The 23,454-nt window shown below is 44.0% G+C and carries 21 protein-coding genes; 14 read left to right on the forward strand and 7 right to left on the reverse strand.

Features of this window, described 5'->3' with window-relative positions; genetic code table 11:
• Positions 1 to 12: 12 nt before the first annotated feature.
• The 6 genes from AB5Z01_RS07735 to AB5Z01_RS07760 all read left to right on the forward strand — a co-directional run bounded on the left by AB5Z01_RS07735 (position 13) and on the right by AB5Z01_RS07760 (position 5,988).
• Entirely contained in the window at positions 13 to 633 is a 621-nt protein-coding gene (locus AB5Z01_RS07735; RefSeq protein WP_041337241.1) for a YigZ family protein, read from the forward strand.
• Positions 634 to 752: 119 nt separating this feature from the next.
• Positions 753 to 1,748, forward strand: a complete 996-nt coding sequence (locus AB5Z01_RS07740; protein WP_118123596.1) for a deoxyguanosinetriphosphate triphosphohydrolase — start codon at positions 753 to 755, stop codon at positions 1,746 to 1,748.
• A 23-nt stretch (positions 1,749 to 1,771) separates the two neighbouring features.
• The gene (gene dnaG / locus AB5Z01_RS07745) at positions 1,772 to 3,535 is read left to right on the forward strand and encodes a DNA primase (RefSeq protein WP_046440762.1); all 1,764 of its coding nucleotides are present in this window, start codon (positions 1,772 to 1,774) and stop codon (positions 3,533 to 3,535) included.
• Positions 3,536 to 3,577: 42 nt separating this feature from the next.
• The gene (rpoD, locus tag AB5Z01_RS07750) at positions 3,578 to 4,678 is read left to right on the forward strand and encodes an RNA polymerase sigma factor RpoD (RefSeq protein WP_287215812.1); all 1,101 of its coding nucleotides are present in this window, start codon (positions 3,578 to 3,580) and stop codon (positions 4,676 to 4,678) included.
• Between the two features lie 16 nt (positions 4,679 to 4,694).
• A complete protein-coding gene (locus AB5Z01_RS07755) occupies positions 4,695 to 5,153 on the forward strand; it encodes an Rrf2 family transcriptional regulator (protein WP_287215810.1) in 459 nt (152 codons plus the stop codon).
• Positions 5,125 to 5,988 carry a glycoside hydrolase family 25 protein gene (locus tag AB5Z01_RS07760; RefSeq protein WP_287215808.1) on the forward strand — a complete coding sequence of 288 codons (864 nt, stop codon included), beginning with the start codon at positions 5,125 to 5,127 and terminating at the stop codon, positions 5,986 to 5,988. Before AB5Z01_RS07755 ends, AB5Z01_RS07760 begins: the two co-directional genes overlap by 29 nt.
• Before the next feature lie 113 nt (positions 5,989 to 6,101).
• Here AB5Z01_RS07760 and AB5Z01_RS07765 read toward each other — a convergent pair whose 3' ends face one another.
• Positions 6,102 to 6,350, reverse strand: coding sequence for an AbrB/MazE/SpoVT family DNA-binding domain-containing protein (locus AB5Z01_RS07765; protein WP_117856511.1), 249 nt, complete (start codon positions 6,348 to 6,350; stop codon positions 6,102 to 6,104).
• Between the two features lie 254 nt (positions 6,351 to 6,604).
• On the opposite strand from AB5Z01_RS07765, the gene AB5Z01_RS07770 reads away from it, so the two are divergent.
• From AB5Z01_RS07770 to AB5Z01_RS07805, 8 genes are all read left to right on the forward strand, one after another.
• A complete protein-coding gene (locus tag AB5Z01_RS07770; RefSeq protein WP_117863266.1) occupies positions 6,605 to 7,129 on the forward strand; it encodes a nucleoside recognition domain-containing protein in 525 nt (174 codons plus the stop codon).
• A complete protein-coding gene (locus tag AB5Z01_RS07775; protein WP_117923075.1) occupies positions 7,116 to 7,634 on the forward strand; it encodes a spore maturation protein in 519 nt (172 codons plus the stop codon). Before AB5Z01_RS07770 ends, AB5Z01_RS07775 begins: the two co-directional genes overlap by 14 nt.
• 67 nt (positions 7,635 to 7,701) lie before the next feature.
• Entirely contained in the window at positions 7,702 to 9,264 is a 1,563-nt protein-coding gene (gene hcp / locus AB5Z01_RS07780; RefSeq protein ID WP_195220223.1) for a hydroxylamine reductase, read from the forward strand.
• 136 nt (positions 9,265 to 9,400) lie between these two features.
• Positions 9,401 to 10,870 (forward strand): DUF2130 domain-containing protein, encoded by a 1,470-nt coding sequence (locus AB5Z01_RS07785; protein ID WP_022288271.1) that lies wholly within the window; start codon positions 9,401 to 9,403, stop codon positions 10,868 to 10,870.
• 30 nt (positions 10,871 to 10,900) lie between these two features.
• Positions 10,901 to 11,761, forward strand: coding sequence for a YitT family protein (locus AB5Z01_RS07790; protein ID WP_117897071.1), 861 nt, complete (start codon positions 10,901 to 10,903; stop codon positions 11,759 to 11,761).
• A 163-nt stretch (positions 11,762 to 11,924) separates the two neighbouring features.
• The gene (gene cdaA / locus AB5Z01_RS07795; protein WP_117876473.1) at positions 11,925 to 12,806 is read left to right on the forward strand and encodes a diadenylate cyclase CdaA; all 882 of its coding nucleotides are present in this window, start codon (positions 11,925 to 11,927) and stop codon (positions 12,804 to 12,806) included.
• Complete coding sequence (locus AB5Z01_RS07800) at positions 12,794 to 14,065, forward strand: YbbR-like domain-containing protein (protein ID WP_138338805.1); 1,272 nt, start codon at positions 12,794 to 12,796, stop codon at positions 14,063 to 14,065. The genes cdaA and AB5Z01_RS07800 overlap by 13 nt, the downstream gene beginning before the upstream one ends.
• Before the next feature lie 60 nt (positions 14,066 to 14,125).
• Entirely contained in the window at positions 14,126 to 15,718 is a 1,593-nt protein-coding gene (locus tag AB5Z01_RS07805; RefSeq protein ID WP_287215802.1) for an NAD(P)/FAD-dependent oxidoreductase, read from the forward strand.
• A gap of 156 nt (positions 15,719 to 15,874) precedes the next feature.
• On the opposite strand, the gene AB5Z01_RS07810 is transcribed toward AB5Z01_RS07805, so the two are convergent.
• From AB5Z01_RS07810 to rimO, 6 genes are all read right to left on the reverse strand, one after another.
• On the reverse strand, positions 15,875 to 17,311 hold the full coding sequence (locus AB5Z01_RS07810; protein ID WP_117863261.1) for a hypothetical protein: 1,437 nt from the start codon (positions 17,309 to 17,311) through the stop codon (positions 15,875 to 15,877).
• Positions 17,312 to 17,778: 467 nt separating this feature from the next.
• Positions 17,779 to 18,660, reverse strand: coding sequence for a peptidylprolyl isomerase (locus tag AB5Z01_RS07815; protein ID WP_022287052.1), 882 nt, complete (start codon positions 18,658 to 18,660; stop codon positions 17,779 to 17,781).
• An 11-nt stretch (positions 18,661 to 18,671) separates the two neighbouring features.
• Positions 18,672 to 20,087, reverse strand: a complete 1,416-nt coding sequence (cysS, locus tag AB5Z01_RS07820) for a cysteine--tRNA ligase (protein WP_287215405.1) — start codon at positions 20,085 to 20,087, stop codon at positions 18,672 to 18,674.
• A 25-nt stretch (positions 20,088 to 20,112) separates the two neighbouring features.
• Positions 20,113 to 20,760, reverse strand: a complete 648-nt coding sequence (gene cysE, locus AB5Z01_RS07825) for a serine O-acetyltransferase (protein WP_041337681.1) — start codon at positions 20,758 to 20,760, stop codon at positions 20,113 to 20,115.
• A 319-nt stretch (positions 20,761 to 21,079) separates the two neighbouring features.
• Positions 21,080 to 21,658, reverse strand: a complete 579-nt coding sequence (gene pgsA / locus AB5Z01_RS07830) for a CDP-diacylglycerol--glycerol-3-phosphate 3-phosphatidyltransferase (RefSeq protein WP_117863260.1) — start codon at positions 21,656 to 21,658, stop codon at positions 21,080 to 21,082.
• 16 nt (positions 21,659 to 21,674) lie between these two features.
• Entirely contained in the window at positions 21,675 to 23,003 is a 1,329-nt protein-coding gene (gene rimO, locus AB5Z01_RS07835) for a 30S ribosomal protein S12 methylthiotransferase RimO (RefSeq protein ID WP_117903626.1), read from the reverse strand.
• Positions 23,004 to 23,454: the final 451 nt, after the last annotated feature.

The raw sequence follows: 23,454 nt of genomic DNA on the forward strand, positions 1-23,454 counted from the left end.
TGAGGAAACCAAATGGGATATACAACAATCTATGAGGAAGCTCAGGCGAGCTTTACGGAGAAAAAGTCTGAATTTATCGGGCATATCGCACCTGTCAGCACAGCTGATGAGGCTGTCGCATTTATAAACAGGATAAAAGCCGAAAACCGCAAGGCTAGGCACAACGTCTATGCCTATGTGTTGAGAGAGGGTAACGTTTCACGATACAGCGACGACGGCGAGCCACAGGGTACAGGCGGAGTGCCTGTGCTTGATGTAATAAACAAATCTGGGCTTACAGACGTTTGTGTGGTGGTGACACGATATTTCGGTGGAATACTTTTGGGGGCAAGCGGTCTTACAAGAGCCTATTCTCAGGGTTGTTCAATGGCGGTGAACGCTGCAAGAAAAATGAAAATGTGTGAGTGTTCAAGAATATCCTTTTCCTGCGACTATACACTTTATGGCAAGGTCAGCTATGCACTGCCTGAATATGGCGTGATAATGGAAAAAGAGGACTTTGCCGATTCTGTAGATCTTGCGTTTCTTGTGAAGTCTGAATTTTCAGACAAGCTGAAAAAACAGCTTACGGATATATCCTGCGGCAAGCTTGAATTGTCAGAAGAAACAAATCTTCTTGCTGATTTTGCATGAAATTTGTGTGATTATACAAAAACATTCAGCCTTTATGTAAAAATAAAGGCTTTTTTGAACTATTATAGTATATATTATATAGAGTTAGTATGTTTTATATACTGTAAGGGGGAATTTTTGTGCTGCCGAGAGAACAAACCGAGTTGTTTGAAAAACAATTTCTGAGCGAAAACGCCTGCTTGTCTGTTGATTCAAAAGGGCGTAAAAAGCCTTGCGAACCTTGTCCGCTGAGGACGTGTTTCCAGCGTGACCGTGACAGGATACTTCACTGCAACTCTTTCAGACGGCTGAAGCATAAAACTCAGGTCTATCTGTCCCCTGCAGGCGACCATTATAGAACACGACTTACTCATACCCTTGAGGTAAGTCAGATCGCACGGACTATCTCACGGGCTTTGCGGCTCAACGAAGATCTCACCGAAGCTATCGCACTGGGTCATGACCTTGGTCATACGCCTTTTGGTCATGCAGGAGAAAGGGCTCTCAACGAGCTTAGCCCTGACGGCTTTCACCACTATGAGCAAAGCCTGCGTGTAGTGGATATTTTGGAAAAAGACGGCAAGGGTCTTGACCTCACAGAAGAAGTCCGTGACGGAATATTAAAGCACACTAACATGATAGCCGACACGAAAGAGGGCTATGTTGTGCGATTTGCAGACGTTATCGCCTATATAAATCACGATATCGACGATTCCGTTCGTGCAGGCATTATGACCGAGGAGGATATCCCGAAAAATATCACCAAGGTGCTTGGCGGATCCAAGTCTGAGAGGATAACCACTCTTGTGACCTCGCTTATCAAGGGCGGAGCCGAAAGCCTGCATATGGACGACGAAGTGAGTGACGCCTACACTGCACTGCATAGATTTATGTTTGACTTTGTGTACACAAATCCAAAGTGCAAATCAGAAGAAGTCAAGGCTAAAGACATGATAGCAAAGCTCTATGACTACTATGTTCATCATATCGAAAAGCTGCCTGCCTTTTATATGAATCTCGCCTATCAGTTCGGAATTGACCGTGCTATCTGCGATTACATATCAGGCATGACAGACGGCTTTGCCATTGAGACCTTTAAAAATCTGTTTATCCCATTGGGGTGGACAAAGTATTAGCGCATACCCAAGGAGGAAGAAATTTGCCGCTGCCTATAGATTTTATAGAAAGACTTAAAGCTGCTAACCCTATCGCAGAGGTCATGAGCAGCTATGTCACCCTCAAAAGAACAGGCAGAGATTATGTTTGCCTCTGCCCTTTTCACAACGAAAAAACCCCGTCCTGCCATATTCACCCTGACAAAGAGTATTTTCACTGCTTTGGCTGCGGAGCAGGCGGAGATGTTATCACTTTTACAATGAAGTACAATAATCTGGACTATTGGGAAGCTGTCAAGCTCCTTGCAGAACGTGGTGGAGTGCCGCTTCCGGAGGATAACGGCTATGACAGCAAGCGCACCGATACCAGAAAGCGCTTCTATGAAATGAATAAAACAGCCGCAAGGTTTTTCTATCATCAGCTAAAGACACCACAGGGCAAGGAATGTCTTGACTATCTTATAAACAAACGTAAGCTCAGTATTGAAACCATAAAGAAATATGGAATGGGCTTTGCTCCAAACAGTTGGTCTGCCTTGAAAAGCTATATGCTCTCTGAGGGCTTCACCGAGGAAGAATTGGAGCAAGGCTCGCTTATCTCACGTTCACAGAAGAATACCCGAAATACGTTCGATTTCTTCGTAAATCGTGCAATGTTCCCTTTTATCGACCTTGCAGGTCATATAGTGGGCTTTGGCGGAAGAGCGCTCACACCTGACGATAAGAGAAAATACCTTAACTCAAAAGATACCCTTGTGTATTCAAAAAACAGATTTCTTTTCTCCATGAACTTCGCCAAAAACGCCGCAGTGAAAGATAAGACCATTCTTCTGTGCGAGGGTAACCTTGACGTTATTTCCCTTAATCAGGCAGGCTTTGAAAATGCCGTAGCTTCCTGCGGAACTGCGCTCACCCCTGAGCAGGCGAAGATAATATCCAACTATGCAGACAACGTTGTCATATGCTATGACGCAGATGGCGCAGGTCAGAAAGCAACAACGAGAGCAATAAAAATTCTAGGTGAAACTGGCCTTAAGACCACAGTTATAAAAATGAACGGTGCAAAAGACCCTGATGAGTACATAAACAAATTCGGAGCAGACCACTTTCGCCATTTGCTGAAAAAATCAGACGGTGCAATAGAGTTTGAGCTAGAAAAATGCAAAGACGGCATTGATATGGACACTGATATAGGCAGGATAGATTATCTCAAAAAAGCCTATAAAGTCCTTGCGGATATAAGCTCCCCTACTGAGCGTGAGATATACGCAAAAAAGGTGGCGGCTGAACAGAATGTGAGCATCACAACTGTCAATGCAGAACTTAATGCTATACTTAAAAACCGTCGCTATCAGTATAGCAAAAAGGAATGGACTCGCACTATAACCTTCGCTGACAAGCGTGACACCATAAACCCCGAAGCCAATGAACACAGACGAGAATCCGCCGCTGAAGCGGGTATCATATATTATCTCTACAATAATCATGACGCCTGCGGAGATGTTCTCAAAAGGCTTCCGCCCGACAAATTCGTTACCAGCTTCAATAGGCGTGTTTACGAAAGCCTGACGAGCAAGATAACCGATCTGCAGGATTGCTCTGTATCATCTTTTAATGGTGAATTTTCACCCGAGGAAGTGGGTAAGATAACGGAGATACTGGAAAAATACAGCGAACTGGGCATTGACGCCAAGGTCGCTGAGGATTATATAAATGTGCTTTTAAACTACAAGCCGAAGGAGAAACAGGAGGATATATCCGACGATGACTTCTTCAAAAAGTTTGAAGAAATGCGCAAAAAGAATTAGCAAAGATCAACCGATGTAAAAATTGAGATTGGAGTGTTTGAAATGACAGACAAGAAACAGATACTTGATAACCTTATGGAACACGGCAAAACTACAGGCAAGCTCACTACAAAAGAGATAACTGACGCTCTTGAAAAGCTCGACTATGACGTCGAGCAAATGGACAGCTTCTATGATAGCTGTGCCGCAAATAATATTGAGATAATTGATGATATCATCACCGACGACAGCCTTGACATGGTAAACCCAGAAGACGATCTGGATCAGGACGGCGTTGATATTTCCATTTCAACTGACGGGATCGCTATCGACGACCCGGTCAAGATCTACCTTAAGGAAATAGGCAGAGTGCCGCTTCTTACCTCAGAGGAGGAGATACAGCTTGCAGAAAAGATGTCCAGCGGCAATGAAAAGGACGCTAAAAAAGCAAGAAAAAGACTTGCAGAAGCAAACCTCAGACTTGTTGTTTCTATCGCAAAGAAATATGTGGGCAGAGGAATGAGCTTCCTTGACCTTATCCAGGAAGGCAACATGGGTCTTATCAAAGCCGTTGAAAAATTCGACTATACAAAGGGCTTCAAATTCTCCACATATGCCACATGGTGGATAAGACAGGCTATAACAAGAGCGATCGCCGATCAGGCAAGAACTATCAGAATACCTGTACACATGGTAGAAACTATCACAAAGGTAAAGAAAGTATCCTCACAGCTTCTCCACAAGAACGGTCATGATCCGTCACCTGAGGAAATAGCAAAAGAGCTTGATATGAGCGTTGAAAGAGTAAGAGAGATAATGCGTATCGCTCAGGACCCTGTTTCTCTTGAAACACCTATCGGCGAGGAGGAGGACTCACATCTTGGCGACTTTATCCCTGATGATGACGCTCCGGCTCCGGCAGAAGCCGCTTCACTTGTGCTTCTTAAAGAGCAGATAAATCAGGTGCTTTCCACTCTTACAGAGAGAGAAGAGAAGGTGCTCAGACTGCGTTTCGGTCTTGAGGACGGACGTTCAAGAACTCTTGAAGAAGTAGGTCAGCAGTTCAACGTTACCCGTGAGAGAATACGTCAGATAGAGGCAAAGGCTCTCAGAAAGCTCCGTCACCCTAACAGGAGCAACAAGGTAAGAGATTATCTTGACTAAGTTTCGGAGGAAATAAATGTTTATAACACTTGAGGCGGATTACGCAGTAAGAATAGTATCCGTTCTATGCCGCGAAAGAGACAAAATGGACGCAAAGACCATTTCCAATGATGCCTGCGTTACACTTCGATTTGCGCTGAAGATATTGAGAAAGCTTGTTGCGGCTGATATAGTGAAGTCATATAAAGGCACGCAGGGGGGCTATATCATAAATAAAGACCCTGCACAGCTTACCTTGAAAGACGTTCTTGAAGCCATAGAGGGTACATATTATTTTTCAAGATGTCTTTCCCCAGACTGCACCTGCAACAGAGGTGCAGACGGTATCTGCTGTTATCAGAAAGCTTTTAACGAGATATCTGAAATGTTAAGGAACAAGCTTGACACATATACCTTTGCGGAGCTTATCGCAAATTCTGAGGAATTTAACCGAGAGGATACTGCTAATGAAACGCAGCAAGAAATTCAAGCTTGACAAGGAAGCTATAAACAAAATAGACAGCGAGTATGACGATCGTGACCTTTCAAACTACACAAACTACGAGGTCTGCGAGGAAGAAAAGCCGCGTCACAGATTTCTGAAAAAGCTCGTAAAACGGCTGATAATACTGTGTGCAGTTGTGCTTGTGATAAACATTGCGGTGCTTTTGTATACAGGCAGACTGTGGTTCAATGAGCCGAAAAAGCGTGACTATCCAATAAGAGGACCTGTTGTAACAGAGTCAATGGGCGAGATACGCTGGAAGAGTTTTGCTAAGCAGAATATCCAGACCGCCTATATAAGAGCCACCAAAGGCACTACCTTTGAGGACGGTGCGTTCCGTGACAACTGGAACGGCTCAAAGGACACTGATATATCAGTGGGAGCATATCATGTGCTTGAATTTGATACTGACGGCACTAAGCAGGCAGAGCATTTCATAAATGCTGTGGGCGAGGATCTAAGCGGCAGGCTTATCCCTGCAGTGGAGGTAAGACTGAGAGGACTTTACAGACTTCTGCCACCTGACTATTACGAAGCCGCAGATAACCTTGCAGACTTCTGCGACAGGATAGAAAAGCAATACGGCGTAAGACCTGTCATATACTGCACAGAACGGACGTACAAAAACATCGTTGCTTCAGACAGCAGATTTAACAAGGACAAGATATGGTATGAGAGCCTGTTTTCAAAGCCTGACGAGGATATGAATTGGACGTTTTGGACTTATACCAACCGTGTAAAATTCTCATTCTATGAAAGCGGCGAATATCTCCACATGACGGTATTTAATGGCAGCGAAGATGATTTCAAAAAACTAATATTGTAAAAAAAGCGTGTATGTTTTTTGCATACACGCTTTTTTTCATACATAAAATTAAGCAGGACAAACACTTTCATGTCCGTCCTGCTATTTTTCACAATATTACTACAAATATGTAATTACTTAGTTTCACCCTTGAGCTCTGCCATACAAGCTGCACAAATTGTCTTGCCCTTGTATTCAACGCACTCTTCACCGCTTCCGCAGAAGATACAAGTTCTCTGGAACTTCTTCAGAATGATCTTGTCATCATCTGTATAGATCTCGATAGCGTCCTTAACAGCAAGGTCGTAGGTTCTTCTGAGCTCGATAGGAAGAACTATTCTTCCAAGCTCGTCAACTTTTCTTACAATTCCTGTAGATTTCATAAAATCAATCCCCTTTAAATTAATTTGAAACACAAAAATAGTATTTCATTTAACATAAATCTTATGATAAACATATTATAACAAACATAATTACATTTGTCAAGCGTTATCACCAAAATTTCACACTTATTGTCAAAGTTTTTTATATATTAACTTGATATGAATACTAGCTGAAAGGAGTGTTAATTATATTAAGCGTAATAATTGTGATATTGTCCCTATCCGCCTTGTTATGCGGTTTTCTTAAAGGCGACATGACAGCAGTATCAGTGGCTTCTCTTGAAGGATGTAACAAAGCGGTGGAGCTTGTCATATACCTGAGTGGCTCGATGTGTCTTTGGGGCGGACTTATGAAGATATGTGAAAAGGCTGGCATAACAGCGGTCATTGCCCGTATGCTATCCCCTGTCACTAGGCTACTATTCAGAGATGCCGCACACTGCCCCGAGGTCATGAATGCCGTGACAATGAACCTGACCGCAAACCTTTTAGGATTAGGCAATGCCGCCACACCCTCAGGCATAGCCACAGTGAAAGCCATGCAGAAGCTTCCGCCTGCGGCACGAAAGAAGTGCATTTCTATGCTTGTGGTGCTTAACACGGCTTCCATTCAGCTTATCCCCTCCACCATTGCGGCAATGCGCCTTGAGCATGGTGCAGTATCCCCCTTTGACGTAACGCCTGCTATCATTTTCTCCTCCCTTATCTCCGTGACCGCAGGCTGTCTTATGGTCTATGCCCTCAACCTCAGAAAGGACGAACGCCATGAATTTCGGTGACATTTTCGTGCCTGCGCTTATGGTTTTTATACTTTGCTATGGGCTTGTAAAAAAGGTGGATATAGTGAATGTGTTCTGCGAGGGTGCGACTGAAAACCTCAAAATCGCCGTGGGGCTGATACCAATGCTCATTCTGCTTATGACAGCAGTGGGAATGTTCACATCATCAGGTGCGGCTGATATTATAGCAAAACTGCTCCGACCTGTGACCACTTTTCTAGGCTTTCCAGAAGAGTGCATACCCCTTGCCATAGTCAGACCCATTTCAGGGAGCGGCGCACTCGCCTGCCTTGAAACCATTCTTTCAAGCGTTTCCCCTGACAGCTACAGCGGACGTGTGGCAAGCGTTTTAATGGGTTCAACGGAAACGACATTCTACACAATAGCAGTATATTTTTCAGCCATAAAACAAAAGACTTATCCCTCGGTATTTGCGGCGGCGTGCCTTTCAGACCTTATGGGATTTGTATTCTCTGCACTGGCTGTAAGGCTGTTTTTCTCATAAAACTCAGGAATAAATTTCACATATCGGTACATAATAGACCTATCACAAATATACGGAGGTCTTACCAGTGAAAGATATGTTTTGTTTCCAGTGTCAGCAGACAGCACACAACACAGGCTGTGACGGAAAAGTAGGCGTATGCGGCAAAAAAGCCGACACAGCAGTTTATCAAGACGAGCTTATCGGCGCACTAATTGCCCTTGCAAACGCCGCAGAAAATGGCTCGTCAACTAAAAAAACAGATATGCTCATACTCAAAGGGCTTTTTACGACTATCACGAACGTGAACTTCAATAATGTCACCATAAAACAGCTCACAGAAGAGATACACATTGAGCGAAACCGCATCAACTCTCAGAAGTTTGATGACTACGACATGAAAAAACTGTGGAACGATCATGAGGATATCCGCTCGCTGAAATCACTTATCCTCTTCGGAATAAAGGGTATGGCGGCGTATGCTTATCACGCACAGGCACTTGGCAAAACTGACAGCGAGGTGACAAACTTTTTCTACAAGGCTCTGCGATCCATAGGCAGTGAGAGCGACCCTGAAAAGCTGTTGGGGCTGGTTCTTGAAACAGGCAATGTGAACCTGAAATGTATGGCACTTCTCGACGCCGCAAACACTGACGCATACGGCGACCCTGTCCCTACAGAAGTTCCACTGACCATTGAAAAAGGGCCTTTTATCGTCGTGAGCGGTCATGACCTGCACGATATGAAACTTCTCCTTGAGCAGACCAAAGATAAAGGAGTGAATATCTACACTCACAGTGAAATGCTCCCTGCCCATGGTTATCCAAAGCTCAAAGCCTATCCGCAGCTAAAGGGCAATTTCGGCACAGGCTGGCAAAATCAGCAGACGGAATTTCACAATATCCCTGCACCGATACTTTTCACAACAAACTGCATAATGCCTGTCCGTCAAAGCTACTGCGACAGAGTTTTCACCACCTCTATCGTGTCATATCCTGAACTTGTGCACATTGGCGACGACAAGGATTTTACGCCTGTTATAGAAAAAGCCATTGAGTGCGGCGGCTATGATGAGGACAAGGAAATGACAGGCATGAACGGCGGTCACACAGTAACAACAGGCTTTGCACACAACGCAGTGCTGTCAAATGCCGAAAAGATAATAAGCCTTGTGAAAGAGGGCAAGATAAAGCACTTCTTCCTCATAGGCGGCTGTGACGGTGCGTCACCGAGCAGAAGTTACTATTCCGACTTCGCAAGGCTCACGCCACCTGACAGCCTTATCCTCACTCTTGCCTGCGGAAAATACCGCATAAACGATATGGATCTTGGCACTATCGACGGCATACCAAGGATACTTGACTGCGGACAGTGTAATGACGCATACTCAGCCATAAAGATAGCCCTTGCACTTGCCGAGGCATTCGACTGCGGCGTGAACGATCTGCCGCTGACGCTTGTGCTTTCATGGTATGAGCAAAAGGCAGTGTGCATACTTCTCACCCTGCTTTCATTGGGCATAAAGAACATCTACCTCGGACCGACCCTCCCTGCATTCGTTTCAAAGGGCGTGCTTGACGTTTTGGTTGATAAGTTCCAGCTTACTCCTATCAGCACCACTGAAGAAGATATAAAGAGAATACTTGGCTGATAAGCCGCAAACGCAGGAGCGTGGTAATACGTTCCTGCGTTTTTGTCGTAAAAAAATCTTCTTCATTTCTTGTATAAGGGAATAAAATATGATATAATCATATTAAAGAAAAAATAAGAAATCGGAGGTACATAAAATGTCTGAAATAAAATGTCCCCACTGCGGAGAAGTTTTCAAGGTAGATGAGCAGGGCTATGCGGCTATCGTGGCACAGGTAAAAACTGCGGAGTTTGACAAAGAGCTTGACAAGCGTGTGGCTGATGAAAAAGACAAGGCTTTGAAACTTGCCAAGCTTGATTTTGACAGCAAGTATACAAAGGCTGTCAATGATAAGGATATGGAGATACAAAAGCTGAAAGCGGCTGCGGCTAACGGTGAGAGCGAAAAGACGCTTGCAGTCACAAAGGCTCAGGAAAGCACAAGAGCCGAGTATGAAAAAACGCTTGAACAGCTAAAGGAGCAGATAAGTCAAAACGAAAAGCTTATCGCACAGCTTACTGCTCAGACCAAATCTATGACCACAGAAAAAGAACTTGCCATATCAATGGCTGTGGAGAAAGCAAGATCGCAATTCAACAGCGAAAAGGATAAGCTCAGGCAGGAGATATCTCAGCGTGATATGCAGATACAGCAGCTGAATTCTGAGCATACTCTGCAAATGCAAAAGTCAGAAAATGAATATAAAGCGGAGATAACACGTCTTGAAACAGATATCAAAAATAAGGATACTGAAAAGGCTTTGGAGCTTACCACTGCACTTTCAAAAGTGGAAAGTGAGAAAAATTCCACTATTGCAGAGCTTAATGCACAGATAAAAAGCAAGGACGAAGCTATCGCATACTACAAAGACCTAAAAAGCCGTCTGTCTACAAAAATGGTGGGCGAGAGCCTTGAACAGCACTGCATGAACGAGTTCAACAAGATAAGAGCTACCGCATTCAGAAACGCTTATTTTGACAAGGATAACGACGCAAGCTCAGGAAGCAAGGGTGACTTTATCTACCGTGAATGTGATGAAAACGGTGTGGAGATAATATCCATAATGTTTGAAATGAAAAACGAGCAGGACACCACCTCCACCAAGAAAAAGAACGAGCATTTCTTCAAAGAGCTTGACAAGGACAGGCGTGAGAAAAAATGTGAATACGCTGTACTTGTTTCACTTTTGGAAAGCGACAGCGAGCTTTATAACGCAGGCATCACAGATGTTTCATATGCTTATGATAAAATGTATGTAGTCAGACCTCAGTGCTTTATACCGATAATCACCATACTGAGAAATGCCGCCATGAATACCCTTTCCTATAAGGAAGAGCTCGAAAAGGTGCGCAACGAGAATATCGACATCACAATGTTTGAGCAAAACATCAACACTTTCAAGGAGGGCTTTGCCCGAAACTATGAACTTGCAAGCAGACGTTTTGGCGAAGCTATCACAGAAATAGACAAGTCTATAGCACATCTCACAAAGATAAAAGAAAATCTTATTTCATCAGAAAACAATCTGCGCCTTGCTAACAAAAAGGCTGACGCTCTCACTATCAAGAGCCTTACCAAAAATAACCCTACCATGCAGAAAAAATTTGCCGAGCTTAAAGGAGAATAATTGCTGACATATGAAAGGAGTGGCAAAGCCATGAAAAAAGATATCAGAAAAGACATTTTCACAATTATCGCCGTGACTGTCGCCGCCTTTCTGATGGCGCTAAACACAAAGACCTTTGTAAACACAGGCGGTCTTTACCCAGGCGGAATGACAGGAATGTCCATACTCATACAGCGTGCAGTGAAACAGCTTGCAGGCATAATGCTTCCGTTCAGCATCATAAACATAACTCTGAACATAATCCCCGTGTATATCGGTTTCAGATTTATCGGCAAAAAGTTCACGGCTTTTTCCTGCGTGATGATACTGCTCAACAGCTTTTTCACCGACCTTATCCCCGACCACATAATCACCCAGGACGTGCTTCTCATAAGCATCTTTGGAGGAATGATAAACGGCGTTGCCATTAGCCTCTGCCTTAATCGTGGTGCAACATCAGGTGGAACGGACTTTATATCCATTTATCTTTCAGAGAAAAGCAATATGGACACCTTCAATGTTATACTTGGCTTCAATGCGGTCATATTATGCGTTGCAGGCTTTATGTTCGGCTGGGACAAGGCACTGTATTCTATCATCTTTCAATATGCTTCAACAACCGTTTTGCATATGCTCTACAAAAAATTCCAGCAAAGCACCTTGCTTATCGTAACAAACAAGCCCAAAGAGATAGCAGACGCTATTTATGCAGTGAGCCAGCATGGTGCGACCATACTTGACGGCGAGGGGTCTTATGAACACTGCGAAAGACAGATCGTCTATTCAGTAGTATCAGCGGCACAGACCAAAAAGGTCATACACGCTGTAAAAGAAGCCGATCCGAAAGCCTTCATAAACGAGGTAAAAACACAAAAACTCTCAGGAAGATTTTATCTTCCAAAAGAGAGCTGATAGAGAAGCGGACTGAAAAAGGTCCGCTTTTTATTAAAAAAAATCTTGTTCAACCCTTGTACTTTGCGAAAAAATATGATATACTATTAATATATATAAAATCGTCTGTATTTGTTTTGTTTTTTTCATTACATTTACAGAAATTATCGAAAGGGTGTGAACTATGCTTGACAGTATCGCTTATGTTATAAACGCTATTTGGGGCGTTTTTACATCAATAGGTCTTAATGACATTGTCGATATTGCTATCCTCTCCTTTCTGATATTCCACGGCATAAAGCTTATTCGTGAAACAAGGGCGCAGCAGCTCACAAAAGGTATCCTTATACTTATAGGTTGCTACCTTCTTGCAGTATTCTTTAATTTGCAAACTATCAGATTTTTGCTGAAGATCTGCTTCCAGTGGGGCTTCCTTGCTCTTATCATAATGTTTCAGCCTGAACTCAGACGTGTTCTTGAAAAGGTTGGACGAACAAGTCTGGGCGGCTTTAATTTCTTTAGCTCAAGTGACTCTGACGACAACACCGAACATTGGAAAAAAGCTATTGACGCTATATGTGATTCTGCCGCAAGTCTTTCTTCCACCAAAACAGGTGCGCTTATAATCTGTGAGAGAAAGACAAAGCTTGGGGAACAGATAGCTACAGGAACGATACTCAACTGCATACCGTCAACAGCGATATTCGGAAACATATTCTTCCCGAATACACCGCTCCATGATGGTGCTGTAATAATCAGAGACGGAATAATACTTGCGGCAGGCTGTTTCTTGCCAAGGCCGCAGAAAGACGAACTTATAAACAAACAACTCGGTTCAAGACACCGTGCAGCTATCGGAATGAGCGAAAACTCTGACGCAATAGTCGTCGTGGTATCTGAGGAAACAGGCAACATCTCAGTTGCCGAAAACGGAGAGCTTACCAGGGGATATTCAAAGGACTCTCTGAAAAGACTTCTGGACAATCGTCTTTTGCCTGAAAAGGACGCTAATTCCATTAGAGAAAATTCTTTTGCAGGAAGGGTGATTTCAAAATGGAAAAAGTAAAAAAGGCTAAAAAAGAAAATCGCCATGGTGCAGACTTTGGTCTGAGAATACTTTCCATAATCATTGCTGTAATAGTATGGTTCGCCCTTTCTATCACTCAGTATCCTACAATAAACAAGACTATAACAAACGTTCCTGTTGTGTTCTCGCTGGACGGAACGCAGGCAAAAGAAAAAGGACTTTCCGCACTCAACTATAAGGATATCTCCGTAGACGTTGAGATAAAGGGCATGAACTATGAGATAGGCAGCTATACTGCCGCAGATCTTGTGGCAACTGTCAATCTTGATGACGTAACAAAAGAGGGTACCTACGACCTTGACATCGACGTCAAGTCATCACATTCCACCGACAAGGTAACTGTAGTTTCTGTCAACCCTGACACTGTTTCTGTGGAGTTTGACAGACTTACCACAAAGACTATCCCACTCACCGCAGAAGCCCCGCTCATAAGCGCTGAGGAGGGCTATATCCTTAAAGAAACTACCACATCGCCAAGCGAGATAACAGTTGAAGGTCCGAAAAATGACCTTGACAACATAAGCAAAGCAGTGGCACAGATCTCAAAATCAAAGAAAATATCCGAGGACACGACTATCAACACACAGGATATCGTATTCTATGACGATGACGACAACGTTGTTGATCCATCTAAAATAGAAGTCAAGGATACAAAGTCTGTCGATGTGAATTTTGTTATCTACAAGAAAAAGACAGCAAAGCTAAAGGTAGATATCTCTAATTGTACCGATAATTTTGATGTCAGCTCACTGCCACTGAAGCTTTCCGAGGAAGAGATATCTGTGGTATCGCCAAATCTTGACGACTCAGATACAGAAACGCTCACTATCGGCTCCATAAAACTTTCAGAGATAAACCTTGCAAAGGTGTTCAGCTTCAAGATTCCTCTTAACTCAGGTGAGATCAATATGAATGGCGATGAAAACGTTCGTGTATCCTTTGACTCAGAGGGATACACCTCGAAGGAGTTCACCATAACATCAGACCATATCATCGCAACGGGCAAGCCGTCAGGCAAGTCCACTGAGATAGAAACAAAAAAGCTCACAAACGTCAAGGTCTACGGTCCTGAAGATGTGATAAACAATCTTAAAGACAGCGACTTATACGCTGAGGTCAATCTCAGCGACATAATTGACTCTGGTTCTTATGCTCGAGAGGCTATAATCTATTCACCGACCTACAACAACGTTTGGGGTTTCGGCAAAAACGAGATACAGATAGTTGTTTCAGACTAATAGAATTTTATCGGGACGATCTATTCGTCCCGATTTTTCGGTAAAAACGCAGGAGGATATATGCCAATAATAGTAAATCAAATAAGTTTCCCCCTTAACGCATCAGAGCAGGAAGTTATCTCCGCCGCTCTGAAAAAGCTAGGCAGTGCCTCAAAGCACGCCATAGACTGCGAGATACACAAAAGCTCTCTTGATGCACGAAAGCGCAACGACATTCACTTTGTCCACTCAGTTTTCGTGACACTTGACAGTGCCGACCTTGAAAAGAAGCTTTGTGAGAAGAACACTTCCCTGACCTATGTTGAGCGCAGTGTTTACAAACCTGTCATATCCACAAAAAAAGCAGAGGGCAAAGTTGTCATTGCAGGTTTTGGACCAGCAGGAATGTTCGCAGGGCTTGCCCTTGCCGAGCAGGGATATAGACCGATTATTTTAGAGCGTGGCAGCTCAATGGAAAAACGTACTGCATCGGTACAGAAATTCTGGCTCACAGGCGAGCTTGACACCAATTGCAACGTGCAATTCGGTGAAGGTGGTGCAGGCACATTTTCTGACGGCAAGCTCACCACACGAATAAAAGACCCTCTTTGCAGATATGTTCTTGAACGTTTCGTGGATTTCGGTGCGCCGAAAGAGATCCTCACAAAAGCTAAGCCGCATATCGGCACTGACAATCTGCGAAATATCGTCACGGCTATCCGAAAAAGGATAATAGAGCTTGGGGGCGAGGTAAGATTTGACACTGCCCTCACTGATCTGGCTATCGCTAACGGAAAAGTGCAGACTATATCAGCAGGTGACAAGAACGAAAAAGTGTCTGCCGTTATACTTGCTATCGGTCATTCCGCAAGGGATACTTTTGAGCTTTTGCAGTGCAAAAACATCTTTCTAGAGCCCAAGCCGTTCTCTGTTGGCGCAAGAATAGAACATAAGCAGGCGGCTGTTGACGAAAGCTTATACGGTGACCATGCAGGCAATCCACTGCTTCCAAAGGGTGAATATCAGCTTTCATGGCGTGATAAAAACGGCAGAGGTGTTTACACTTTTTGTATGTGTCCAGGCGGTACAGTTGTGCCGTCAGCTTCTGAAAGCGGAGGCACTGTCACAAATGGCATGAGCGAGTTTGCCCGTGACGGTGAAAACGCAAACGCTGCAGTTGTCGTGGCCGTTACCCCTGACGACTTTGGTCACTGCCCACTTGACGGAGTGGCTTTCGCACGGTCTATAGAGCAAAAAGCTTATACTCTCACAGGCTCATATAAAGGCGCAGGCACGACAGTTGGCGGATTTCTTGATGGCAAGCCTGAAATAGCAGGCACGGTTTCACCTACCTATGCACTTGGCTGTAAGGCGACAGAGCTTCGTGATGTATTCCCTAAATTCGTGACGGATATGCTGGAGGGCGGCTTGCAGAATTTCTCACGAAAAATGAAATGCTTCGGCGATAAAGGTGCAATGCTCACCGCACCTGAAACCCGTACAAGCTCCCCTGTTCGCATTACACGAAACGCAGATATGGTATCTCTCTCAGTGGAAAATCTTTATCCCTGCGGCGAGGGTGCAGGCTATGCAGGAGGCATAATGTCCGCCGCCGTTGACGGTCTTAAAGCCGCAATGCAGATAATGTCAAGACAAGCACCGTGTGATAAATAACCAAAAAAAGCCGTTTAATGTACGAATTTTTCTACAGTAAACGGCTTTTTATTGTAGGGGCGAACACTGTTCGCCCGTTTACCTACACTCGTTTATATAAGCCGAAATATCACACAAAAAGGGACGGCAAAACCGTCCCTTAAATTATGTCTGAAATTAAAGCTCAACTGGCTCGAATCTGATACGGATATTAGGAAGCTTCTTGATTTCTGTGTAGCTGTTCATAAGTCCGTCCTCAATAGACAGATCATTCTCACCGCTTGCAGGAGGAGCAAAAAGTCTGAGAGTCAGATCAGCCTCACCCTCCAGCGGCTTCTCAAAGAAAGCTGCCATAAGGTCGATCGTCTTTGCCTCAGGTGACTTATAGAACCACTTGCCGTTTATCTCCATCATGATGTTTGAATCATCATCAAATATAACCTCGCAGAAGTGTGGATTCTTTTCAAAGTGGAGAGGGATCTCAAGACCCTCAGCGTCCTCAGAACCGCCCCAACGAAGCGTGCATGGCAGTGTAACCTCGTCGCCTCTTGTCATTGCAGGCTTGAAGAAATCATCGTGGATTATTTCCTTGTATGTCTTCATAACAGGTTGCTCGATACCGCAGTCAGCATAGTTGGGGTCCTGAATCTCAAGACCAAGACGTCCTCTGTCTCTGAACTGATAGAATGTGAAGCCTGAGAACCAGTCCTCGCCGTCAGCCTTGAGCATATCGCAGAATTCCTTTACCATTGCTGCCTGATCATATGGACCTGTAACATCGCCGTCAGCGTTGAACTCGCTCATGACCATTGGCTTTGCAACACCGCCGTTTATCTCCTTGAATCTCTCAAAAGAACGCTTTGTCATATCGTATATGTCCTTGACCTTGCTTCTGCTGTGGCTTGTGCCGCCTCTTTCAGCAACGTCATAAGGCCAACCCCAGTGAAGAGCCATGTACTTGTCAACAGACCAGATGTCTGTCTCCTTGACAGCCTGTGAAAACTCAGCTTCCTTTTCGATCTCCTTCTTATTAGGATCCTCAACTCCGCCGATACAAAGAATAGTAGAAACGTTTGGTGCATATTCCTTAAGTATCTTATTGAAACGGCAGTAGAAATCAGCAACTTCCTGATAAGTGCATCTCTTGTTGAATGAGAACCAGTTGCCTGTAGCTTCATGGTTTATTCTAAGAAGAAGTCTGCCGAAAGGTCTAAGGTCATTTGCAATAGCGATAAGCTGTTCGTCTGAAACGTGTGGGTCAACTGTAAGTGTGAGTGTAACGTCCTGTCCATGACGTCTTACATCTCTCATGAAGGTAAAAGGCTCGCCCTCTGTGTTGCCCTCAAGACCGCCCTTGTATGTGAAATAATCATCATATGGATAATCCCATGCAAAAGAAACATCTTCGTCTTTCATTACCTCAGAAATTCTTCCAGGGAACTCCTTATCCAGCGGATAGTAGCAGTACATAAGGCTTATGCTTCTGTGTGGTCTGCCCATTTTGTTGAGAATATAATCCTGATTCACATACTCTCCACGCTCAGAGCCATCGCCCAAATCAACAGCACATTTTGCCTTACCCATATGCAATGAGTAGATCTTGTATTCGCTCATAAATTTTCCTCCTATTTTAAAGACAGGACCTTCCTGCCTATTCTGTTACTAAAAAAAATTCGTTAATATCGTCCAACACCCTTGAAAGCTTAACCCTCGGCTCAACGCACATATGATCCAGGACTGCCGGAATTTTTTCACACATGGACTTGGTTTTAAGTTTACCACAATAAGCTCATAAAGTCAAGAACTGTGGCTCGGCTAACGTTATTAATGTAATTTACAATATAAGCCGTCATGTCTAATATAATATAATTTTTGTTTCATATTCTTATATTAAGTATAAAATCTTCTGATTTTAAGCCTTGACTCATACAAAAGCAATGTTAAAATCTTTATGTTCTAAAGAGTAGTATAGCAGAGCTTAATACAAATTTATAGTGAAATAAACAAATAAATAATGAATTTTCAGTGAATATAAAAAGCGAACAGGCATCCACCCGTTCGCTTTAATAGATATGATTAAATTACATCTCCGAGCTTGTGTCTGCACTGTCGACCGCACTCTCAGAAACCTCAGAACTATCCGCACTGCCTGCAAAAGCATTGCTGTTTTTATTCTCTCCGTAGGTAGACATATACACCTTTGTGAATTGTATGTCCTCCCTAGGCTTGAGCGTCTCAGAGTCAGCCACATCAGTACCGCATATCTCGTCATAAATATCCAAACCATCATATACCTGACCGAAAACAGTATACTGCTGAGAGAAATTCAGCACACCGCCATATTTCTCAAAAGCATCGGTAATATCTTCAGGGATATTGTTGCTGTCTGCAAGCTTGCTGTCAAGCTCCGCCTGCTCCTCCTCGGTAAGGTCATAGTTATCAACAAAAAGAAGATAGCTGTTTGAAACCTTCTTCTTGCTGAACAAGTGACCTTGCTCCTGCGTGTATGCACAAAGCGCACCTTTTAAAGGCCACAGGTTTTTTGAATACTCCGCCTCGATAGTGGTGGTGTCAGTGTCAGAAGTTGTCTGACCGTCAGCCTGCTTTGTTCCGCCTATAAAATACACACCGTCCTGCACCATGCTCACATAAGTGCCGTCATAATAGCCCTTTTCCACAAGTCCAGTGAAAAACTTGCAATAGTTCGGTGCTTCATCAGGGAAAAGCACAGCCTTGAAAGTTCCCTTGTTTGTTTCAAAAACCACCACAGGGCTGTCATCGGCAGGTTCATCCATCTGTATCACCTTTGCATCAGTATAGTCTATATCGTTCTTGCTGCTGCCAGTACAGGCGTAAAAGAGAACAAAGATTATAACAAAGCAAATTGCTATAAGTGAAAACTGAAAATACGTCTGAAACTGTTTTCTGCGGTATGGACCCAGATCCTGTTTATTTTTGCTCATTTAACGCTCCTTTACTTTTTCTTTATCTTTGTACCCTGTCTTGTTTCCTCAACGATATAGCCAAGCTCGCCTATCTTATCTCTCAGCTCATCAGCCTTAGCAAAGTCCTTTGCCTTTCTTGCAGCCTTGCGCTCCTCAACAAGCACCTTGACCTCCTCAGGGATATCCTCTTCACCGTCAGCACTGAGCTTCTTTGCAGCTTCTATCAGACCAAGTGAAAGCACCTTGTCAAAATCCTCGATAAGGGCAAGCTTTGTTTCATTGTTAGTGTCAGCTTTAAGAACGTCATACAGAACAGTGATAGCATTTGAAGTGTTTATATCGTCATCAAGTGCCGCCTTGAAGCTACCCTTGAACTTCTCAAAATCAGCAAGCTCCACCACCTCGTCAGGCTTCTTGTCAGCCATAAGCTGTGCTATCCTTGCAGTGAGCTTGTTGTATGCTGTCTTTGCATTGTCAAGGTTTTCGTATGTGAAAACAAGTGACTTTCTGTAGTGTGACTGCAAGCAGAAGAATCTGTATACCAGTGGGTCATAGCCCTTTGACTCCAGCAGTGAAACAGTAAGGAACTCGCCCTTAGACTTTGACATCTTTCCGCTGTTTGTGTTAAGGTGCAGGATATGGAACCAGTAGTTGCACCACTTGTGACCAAGATAAGCCTCAGACTGTGCTATCTCGTTTGTGTGGTGTGGGAAAGCGTTGTCGATACCACCGCAGTGAATGTCAAGTCTTTCGCCAAGGTGCTTCATGGAGATACATGAACACTCGATATGCCAGCCAGGGTAGCCCACACCCCAAGGGGAATCCCACTTAAGCTCCTGATCATCGAACTTAGACTTTGTGAACCACAGTACAAAGTCAGCCTTGTTGCGCTTGTTTGTGTCCTCCTCAACGCCCTCACGAACGCCGACCTCAAGATCTTCCTCATTAAAGTTGTGGAAAACATAATACTCTTTCAGCTTTGAAGTATCAAAATAGATGTTTCCACCTGCCTCATAAGCATAGCCCTTGTCCATAAGAGCAGATATCACCTTGATAAAATCACCAATACAGCCCGTTGCAGGCTCAACAACGTCAGGTCTTTTGATATTTAGCTTCTTGCAGTCCTCAAAGAAAGCGTCAGTGTAGAATTTTGCGATCTCCATAACAGTCTTATGCTCACGCTTTGCGCCCTTGAGCATTTTATCATCGCCTGTATCGCCGTCAGAAGTAAGATGACCAACGTCAGTGATGTTCATTACTCTCTTTACGTCATAACCGTCATAGCGGAGATACTTTTCCAAAACGTCCTCCATTATATAGCTTCTCAGATTGCCGATATGGGCATAGTGATAAACTGTAGGACCGCAGGTATACATTGACACCTTGCCCGGCTCGTTTGGTACAAATTTTTCGATCTTGTGAGTAAGCGTGTTATAAATGTTCATTTATCTTTACCTCTTTCCTTATATTTTACTGCTCTTTCTTTCCGATCTTTTCAAGCTCAGCCACTCTCTTTTCCAGCTTAGCTATCTGTATTCTTGTCTGGCAAAGCTCCTGAGCCACAGGATCAGGGATATGCACCTGATCGAGGTCGCAGGTGCGCTTGCCGTTCTGCTTAACTATCCTTGCAGGCACGCCCACAGCCGTTGAGTTTGCAGGCACAGGCTCAAGAACTACAGCATTTGCGGCTATCTTTGCATTGTCCCCCACAGTGAATGGTCCAAGCACCTTTGCACCGCACCCTACCATAACATTGTTTCCAAGGGTCGGGTGTCTTTTACCGTGGTCTTTACCTGTTCCGCCAAGGGTACAGCCCTGATACAGCAGGCAGTAATCGCCAATCTCAGCGGTCTCACCTATAACAACACCCGAGCCGTGGTCGATAAGCAGACCCTTGCCTATCTTAGCACCTGGGTGTATCTCGATACCTGTCAACATTCTTGCAAACTGCGAAATACATCTTGCGATGACCTTGTGCTTGTGAACATAGAACCAGTGCGACACCCTGTAAAAAGCCACAGCGTGAAGCCCCGAATATGTGAGAATTTCCAGCGTGCTAGTTGCCGCAGGATCTCTGTCCTTTATAGTCTGAATATCATGCTTTATGTTTTCCAAAATCGTCATATATATCTCTCCCTTTCTAAGAAAAAACCTCCGGAATGGCGTTTCACCACTCCGGAGGCAGATTATGATCTACGGTCCCACTCCGATTTCCTGTACAAAATTTTGTACAGCTCAATATCTTTAACGCAGACCCTACGGAGAGGAATACTAAGCTTTCGCCGTTGTTCGCTCCCTGCTGTCAGCCGCACTTCACTGAAAGTCCTTGAAGCCTTGCACCAAACGGCTCCTCTCTGAAAATTACCTCACAGCTACTCTTGCTGATACGCATTTATATATTAAGTTATCATATGCCGCAACACATCGGCAGGCCACATTATTTGCCCGAATCTATATACTTCCAGTATCCCTTGAGATAAACTGCGCCGGAAATGACTGTCAGCACAACAGCTATCCAAATGAGTATCTCGTTTACAAGGAATATCGGTGTACCCCAAGTGAAATCAGGGCTTCCTTTTTCCGCTGGATTAACGATCTGCAAAACCATTATAGCAATAAGAGCAACCATAGTGAAAGCCGTTTTGAGTTTACCCCATATTCCTGCAGCGACCACAACGCCCTCGCTTGCCACAACAAGTCTAAGACCCGTTACCATAAACTCTCTTGCAAGTATCAGTACCACCGCAACAGGGTCTATCCAACGTTCAAATGTGAAGCAGATAAGCGCCGTCATAACAAGAAGCTTGTCTGCAAGCGGGTCAAGAAACTTTCCGAAAGTTGTAACAAGATTGTGCTTTCTTGCTATCTTACCGTCAAACCAGTCTGTGATAGACGCAGCTGCGAACACGATAAGCGCAAACACCATATGGTGCGGTATCTTGAAAAGCAGCACGAACAGCAGGAAAAACGGTATCAATATTACTCTAAGCACTGTAAGTTTATTTGGCAGGTTCATATCAAGTTCCTTTCATCTACATTTTTGAGCCGATAAGGTCATAATCCATAGTATCGTCAATTTTTACCTTGACATACTCGCCGACCCTAACTTTATCCTCGCTCAGGAAGAATATCTTTCCGTCTATCTCAGGTGCGTCCGCCTGACTTCTGCCGTAGTAACACTCGGCATATCTGTCAAAGCCCTCGCAAACCACCTCGACTTCGCTGTCGAGAGCAGCCTCATTAAGGCTGTCGGAAATAATCATCTGTTCTTCCATTATTATCTCCGCTCTGCGCTCTCTGTCCTTTAAAGGCACCTGATCTTCAAACTTCTCCGCAGGCGTACCCTCCTCAGGCGAGTAAGCAAAACAACCAAGCCTTTCAAAGCGAATTTCCTTTACAAACTCGCAAAGCTCTTCAAACTGCTCTTCCGTTTCCCCTGGGAAACCTGTGATAAGAGTTGTCCTCAGCGTAACGTTCGGTATCTTTTCTCTTATCTTCTTTATAAGTGCCGTAAGGGTCTCTCTGTCCCCATGGCGATTCATTCTTTTAAGTATGGTCTTGTTGCAGTGCTGTATAGGCATATCAAGATACTTTACAAGCTTGTCCTCTTTAGCGATAACGTCCAGCAATTCGTCCGTTATCCTCTCAGGATAGCAATAAAGCGTTCTTATCCACTTGAAGCCGTCTATCTCACAAAGTGCCGTGAGCAGTTCAGGGAGCATAGACTTGCCGTATATATCCTCGCCATAGCGTGTTGTATCCTGCGCCACAACTACAAGCTCCGTAACGCCGTTCTCAGCCAGCCATCTGGCTTCCTTGACGATATCCTCCATGCGTCTGCTTCTGTATTTTCCTCTTATAGACGGGATAGCGCAGTAAGTGCAGTTGTTGCTGCAACCCTCGGCTATCTTTATATACGCATAGAAAGGCTCAGTAGAAATAATTCTTCCGCCCTCCATGGAAAGTTCAGTTTTTGCGCCATAAGAACAGACTGCCTGCTTATCCAGCAGTATCTCTCTTATGATATCGCAAATTTTTCCGTTAGAGCCTATTCCCACAACAGCGTCAAGCTCAGGGATCTCCTTTTTCATTTCGTCACGGTATCTTTCAGCAAGACAGCCCGTAGCTATTACCGCCTTTATCCTGCCCTCCTGCTTGAGAGTACAGAACTCAAGTATAGTATCAATAGCCTCCTGTTTAGCCGACTCGATAAATCCACAGGTATTTATAATGACCACATCAGAAAGGGCTGCGTCAGAAACTATCTGAAAACCCTCTTTGCGCAGATCATAGAGCATATGCTCAGCGTCCACCTGATTTTTAGGACATCCGAGAGAAACCATTCCCACTCTAGTTGCCATGAAAAAATCTCCAATCCTACACCGCCAACGGACGGCATAAAGTATCACAATAATCTATCTTATTATCTCACTTTTACACAGTTTTGTCAAGCCCTTTTAGTCACTATTGTATGACAAAAATCAAAATATTTATGAAATTTCCACAAAGTCCGCAGCCTACAGTCAACCCGTCCTGATTTAGTAAAAATATGTTGAAGTCAGGCAGAATATGTGATATAATATGCTTGTCGGTCTTCTCCGTCAGGGAGGAGGTGGAAACTGTGATATACATAATCGATCTCGTGCTTTCTGTCGTGGGTAGTGTGGTTGGTAACCTAATTACCAAGTGGTTTGGCAGAAAGAAATAGTACCGACAAGCCCGAAGAGAAACCCCCGAAAGCTGCAACTTTCGGGGGTTTCATTTGTGTGTCACTGTGAACACAATCAATCTCGTGGTTACCTATATTATACA

The organism is Ruminococcus sp. RTP21359st1_H3_RTP21359_211015 (genome assembly GCF_040909065.1).
Taxonomy (GTDB): domain Bacteria; phylum Bacillota; class Clostridia; order Oscillospirales; family Ruminococcaceae; genus Hominimerdicola; species Hominimerdicola aceti.

Excerpts from the sequence above, each read along its gene's own strand:
- AB5Z01_RS07735 (WP_041337241.1), top strand. The coding sequence starts at position 13 with ATGGGATATACAACAATCTATGAGGAAGCTCAGGCGAGCTTTACGGAG.
- rpoD (WP_287215812.1), top strand. The coding sequence starts at position 3,578 with ATGACAGACAAGAAACAGATACTTGATAACCTTATGGAACACGGCAAA.
- AB5Z01_RS07755 (WP_287215810.1), top strand. The coding sequence starts at position 4,695 with ATGTTTATAACACTTGAGGCGGATTACGCAGTAAGAATAGTATCCGTT.
- AB5Z01_RS07760 (WP_287215808.1), top strand. The coding sequence starts at position 5,125 with ATGAAACGCAGCAAGAAATTCAAGCTTGACAAGGAAGCTATAAACAAA.
- AB5Z01_RS07765 (WP_117856511.1), bottom strand. The coding sequence starts at position 6,350 with ATGAAATCTACAGGAATTGTAAGAAAAGTTGACGAGCTTGGAAGAATA.
- AB5Z01_RS07770 (WP_117863266.1), top strand. The coding sequence starts at position 6,605 with ATGACAGCAGTATCAGTGGCTTCTCTTGAAGGATGTAACAAAGCGGTG.
- AB5Z01_RS07775 (WP_117923075.1), top strand. The coding sequence starts at position 7,116 with ATGAATTTCGGTGACATTTTCGTGCCTGCGCTTATGGTTTTTATACTT.
- AB5Z01_RS07785 (WP_022288271.1), top strand. The coding sequence starts at position 9,401 with ATGTCTGAAATAAAATGTCCCCACTGCGGAGAAGTTTTCAAGGTAGAT.
- AB5Z01_RS07790 (WP_117897071.1), top strand. The coding sequence starts at position 10,901 with ATGAAAAAAGATATCAGAAAAGACATTTTCACAATTATCGCCGTGACT.
- cdaA (WP_117876473.1), top strand. The coding sequence starts at position 11,925 with ATGCTTGACAGTATCGCTTATGTTATAAACGCTATTTGGGGCGTTTTT.
- AB5Z01_RS07800 (WP_138338805.1), top strand. The coding sequence starts at position 12,794 with ATGGAAAAAGTAAAAAAGGCTAAAAAAGAAAATCGCCATGGTGCAGAC.
- AB5Z01_RS07805 (WP_287215802.1), top strand. The coding sequence starts at position 14,126 with ATGCCAATAATAGTAAATCAAATAAGTTTCCCCCTTAACGCATCAGAG.
- AB5Z01_RS07810 (WP_117863261.1), bottom strand. The coding sequence starts at position 17,311 with ATGAGCGAATACAAGATCTACTCATTGCATATGGGTAAGGCAAAATGT.
- AB5Z01_RS07815 (WP_022287052.1), bottom strand. The coding sequence starts at position 18,660 with ATGAGCAAAAATAAACAGGATCTGGGTCCATACCGCAGAAAACAGTTT.
- cysS (WP_287215405.1), bottom strand. The coding sequence starts at position 20,087 with ATGAACATTTATAACACGCTTACTCACAAGATCGAAAAATTTGTACCA.
- pgsA (WP_117863260.1), bottom strand. The coding sequence starts at position 21,658 with ATGAACCTGCCAAATAAACTTACAGTGCTTAGAGTAATATTGATACCG.
- rimO (WP_117903626.1), bottom strand. The coding sequence starts at position 23,003 with ATGGCAACTAGAGTGGGAATGGTTTCTCTCGGATGTCCTAAAAATCAG.